Below are 3987 nucleotides of genomic sequence, written 5' to 3'. Positions count from 1 at the left end.
GCCCGGTTGTGGGCCACGCGTGCGGGGCCGCACGAGCTGCATCCGGACGCGACTCCGTGTCAGCTGGCGCAGCTGCTCTCGACAGGGTCCGCGTGCTCGACGGCGTTCCACGCGGTCGGCGTCGGATCGCCGGTCAGGTCGTGCACGCGAAGGGTGGCGTCGAGGATGCCGTCGGCTCCCGGGTGCCCAGGCACGGGGTTGCCGTTGACGCAACCGAACAGGTCCTGGGCCGGTTCGCCCGGCGGCTGCATCGCGACCGCCGTGCCGGCCGACATCGCTAGCACGAACAGCAGTGCGGTGAACAGGATGGTGATGCGTCGCATGTTTCCCTCCTCTTGGTGGGGTCTCCACAGCGGGGACGGACCTTGCGGTGCGCCGGCCCCGCTGCTCGGCCAGCAGCATGACGCTCACCGGTTGTGGTCCGACCACAGACCGGTTGTGGCCCGACCACGGACCGGCTGCCGGGCGTCGTGCGTGCGCGGAGTCAGCCGCTGTCGGCGAGAATGGCGTCGAGGTGGGACAGGGCACGCTCGCTCATCTGTGTCACGGTCAAGCGTCGCCCTCGGTCGGCGGCGGTCTGGGCGGCCTCGGGTCCGAGCCGGTCCTGCAGCTGGTCCCAGGCGGTCGCGAGCCGGTCGGCCTCGGCCCCGAAACTCGGAGCGAGACCCTCGGTGACCGCCCCGTGGAGCACCGCGGCGGGTTCGTCGGCACCGATCTGGGTCAGCACCTCCACGAGGTTGCGCAGGGTCGTGAGCTGGTGGGTGTAGTCGCCGAGCCGTCGCCAGTGCGCGATGACCTCGCTGAACAGCTTGAGTGCCGCGTCGATTTCGCCTCGCCGGCCGCGTAGCGAGGCCAGGGAGACCAGCGAGACCCCCTGGATCAGCGGGTTGTTGACCTGTCTGGCCAGTTCGATCGCGCGCTCGAGCGAGGCTGCGGCCTCGGCCGGGCGGGTGTCCAGGTGCGCCTCGCCGTGGGCGTAGCGGGCGAAGGCCCGCATCGTGGGGTTGCCCGAGGCGTCTGCGGCCTCGTGCAGCTCCGCGACGTGAGCGACGGCCGTGTCGTCCTCGCCTCGGTAGAGGTGGCCGAGCACCCGCAGCAGCCTCGCATAGGCCACGTAGTAGTCCTCACCGAGCCGCTGGGCGATCTCTTCTAGCCGGTCCGCCTGGGCGAGGATGTCGTCGAACCGTCCCTCGTACAACGCCGCGGTGCCGAGGGCATCGAGGGCCTGGACGGCGGTGAGGCTGTCCGGCTCGGCGCGCGCCAGCGCCGCTTCGGCCTCGCGGACGGCGCGGGCGGTCTCGCCCCGGTTGGTCGCACCCCTGGCGGCCGTCGCCAGCGCTGCGGCGCACGCCGGGTGCTCGGGGGCGTCGGTCATCTCCAGCGCACGGTGCGTCCAGGTGATCGTCTCGTCGCGAAGGCGGTACAGGACGTAGTCGCTCAGCGCGGCAGGAAGCCGCAGCGCACCGTCGACGTCACCGGTCGCGACCATCCACGCGTGCGCGGAACGCAAATCGGCGATCGCCCCATCGATCTGCGCCACGGCCGTGCCCTCGTCCTGTCCGCGCACCCGGGGGGCCAGGTCCTCCGTCAGGGCCACGTGGTAGTCGGCGTGGGCCCTGCGGTAAGTCTCCGTGGCTCCTGCGTCGGCGAGGCGCTTCGCCCCGAAGTCGCGCAGCGTGTCCAGAAGGTGGTATCGGACACTGTCGCCGTCGCGCTCGACCATCACCATGGACTTGTCGACCAGCTCTCCCAGCAGCCCCGCGACCTCGGCCTCCGCGAGGTCCCCGCCGGCGCACACCTGCTCGGCGGCAGCCAGCGTGAACGAGCCAGCGAACACCGACAGCCGGTCGAACAGGTCCGCCTCCGGGTCGGCGAGCAGATCGTAGGACCAGGCCACCACGGCCTCCAGCGTCCGATGACGGCCGGTGCCCCCCACGGGCCCGCCGCCCAGCAGCGCGAAGCGCTGGTCAATCCGTGCCACCAGGTCCTCGGGCGCCAACGCTCGGACCCGGGCGGCAGCCAACTCGATGGCCAGGGGCATGCCGTCCAGTCGTCGGCAGATCTCCGCGACCGCGGGAGCGTTGTCTCGGGTGAGGGAGAACGCTGGTTCGACCGCCTCGGCCCGCTCACGGAACAGCGCGCCCGCCGGCGTCTCCGAGATCTCCTCATGGTCGGACCCCCTCTCCGGCACAGCCAGGGGCGCCACCGGCCAAACGTGTTCGACAGGCAGGTGCAGGCGTTCACGCGAGGTGGCCAGGATCGCCACGTTCGGGCACCGACCGAGAATCGTGTCGACCAGAGGGCTGAGCACGTCCAGCACGTGCTCACAGTTGTCAAGGAGCAGCAGCAGACGACGTTCCCCCAGGGCGGCCACCAGCGTCTCGGTGGCAGACCGGTCACCGGTCGGCTGGATCCCGAGCGCGGTGATCAGCGCACCGCCCACGCTGTCGGCATCCCGCACCGTCGCCAACGCGCATTCGACGACACCATCGTCGAAGCCATCCGCCACCCGAGCGGCGACCTGCTCAGCCAGGCGCGTCTTGCCCACCCCGCCAGGTCCGGTCAACGTCACCAGTAGCTTCTCCCTGATCAACGACGCGACCGCGGCCACATCCTCATCGCGACCGATGAGCTCGGGCACGGGCACGGTCGGCTGCGGTCGGGGATGGGACGTCTCGTCCGCGTCGGAGTCCGCGGATGCGATCCCACCGTCCGGTGAACCGCGCCGAAGCTGCAGGCCCTCATCCTGACGCAGGATGCGCTCGTGCAACTCCCTCAGCGCGGGCGAGGGGTCCACCCCGAGCTCGTCGCGCAGGCTTTCCTGCAGCTGCCGGTACGTCGCCAGCGCACCCGCCTGCCGGCCGCTGCGGTACAGCGCCAGCACGAGCTGGCCGTGGGCGCGCTCATCGAGCGGATCCTCGACCACCGTCGCCTCGAGTTCACCGATCACTTCCTTGTGCCGACCCAGTGCCAGCCGCACGTCGACATGGTCCGCAGCGGCCCTGGCGCGCAGCTGTTCCAGGCGCACGGCCTCTGGACGCACCTGCGGGTGGTCCGCGAGCTCGCCGAAGGCCGGTCCTCGCCACAGCGCCCGAGCCTCGTCGAGCAACCGGAGCGCGGTCTCCGGGACCCGGTCCGCCACCTGACCGGCCCGCTGCACCAGCGACTCGAAGCGCCTCGCGTCGAAGTCGTGCACGTCCAGGTCCGCCCGGTAGCCGTCCGCCTCGGTGACGAGCGGCTGCGACGCGTCGGGCTCCACCTCCACGAGCTCAGCCCGCAGCCGCGAGACGTGACTCTGCAGCGACTTCCTCGCGCTCTCCGGCGGCTCCGCGCTCCACACCGCATCGATCAGAAGACCGGTCGTCACCGTCTCACCACCGGCAGCCAGGAGCACCACCAAGATGGTCCGCTGATGGCCACCGCCGACCGCAGCCCGGCGACCGCCCGCCACGACCTCGACCGGCCCCAACACACGGAACTGCATCTCACCTCACACCTTAGAGAGCGCTCCCCGTCAGAGAGCGCTTTCCACAGCCCAGGACGAGATCGCCCGACGGTCCATCAAGCTAGGTTCTGCCGCCGGAGACGGCCAGCGGCTACTTCGTCTAATGACGTCCGCAGGCCCGGACCTTCTCAGCTTGTGGAGAACGGCCGCGCGACGGGCGCCTCACCCTCGGGTGTGGGCGCGACTGCCGCAGTCAGACGTGGTCACCGGTGTGCGAAGTGCCGCGCTTCACGCCCCGTCTGACGGTCCGCTCGTCATGTTCCGCACCGCTGCGTCGATGGCCTGTTCCGTAGCCTCGACCGGCTCGATGTAGAGCCGACCCACGCGATACGCCCATCGCGAACGCCGCAGACCACGGGGCGTTGGCCGGGTTCGCTCCACCCAGCCGGAGAACGCATCCTGGCGATACTGACGCGTTCCTCACCGCGGCTCGCCCGCCCGACGAACTCGTCGATGATCTTGGGCGGTTCGCCGGCGGCCTC

At 71.0% G+C, this 3987-nt stretch carries 2 protein-coding genes and 1 pseudogene; all 3 read right to left on the bottom strand.

The window, feature by feature from the left end; all coding sequences use genetic code 11:
• Positions 1-59: 59 nt before the first annotated feature.
• A complete protein-coding gene (locus M3N57_11855; GenBank protein ID MDP9023362.1) occupies positions 60-323 on the bottom strand; it encodes a hypothetical protein in 264 nt (87 codons plus the stop codon).
• 161 nt (positions 324-484) lie between these two features.
• Positions 485-3484, bottom strand: a complete 3000-nt coding sequence (locus M3N57_11850; protein MDP9023361.1) for a winged helix-turn-helix domain-containing protein — start codon at positions 3482-3484, stop codon at positions 485-487.
• A gap of 377 nt (positions 3485-3861) precedes the next feature.
• A pseudogene (locus M3N57_11845) lies at positions 3862-3987 on the bottom strand (cupin).

This window comes from Actinomycetota bacterium, from assembly GCA_030776725.1.
Classification (GTDB): Bacteria; Actinomycetota; Nitriliruptoria; order Nitriliruptorales; family JAHWKO01; genus JAHWKW01.
Note: the sequence above shows the minus strand (reverse complement) of the source record. Positions and strands in the feature narration are given on the sequence as shown.

What these genes read in the sequence shown, in the direction of transcription:
- M3N57_11850 (MDP9023361.1), bottom strand. Translation starts at nt 3,484, where the DNA reads ATGCAGTTCCGTGTGTTGGGGCCGGTCGAGGTCGTGGCGGGCGGTCGC.
- M3N57_11855 (MDP9023362.1), bottom strand. Translation starts at nt 323, where the DNA reads ATGCGACGCATCACCATCCTGTTCACCGCACTGCTGTTCGTGCTAGCG.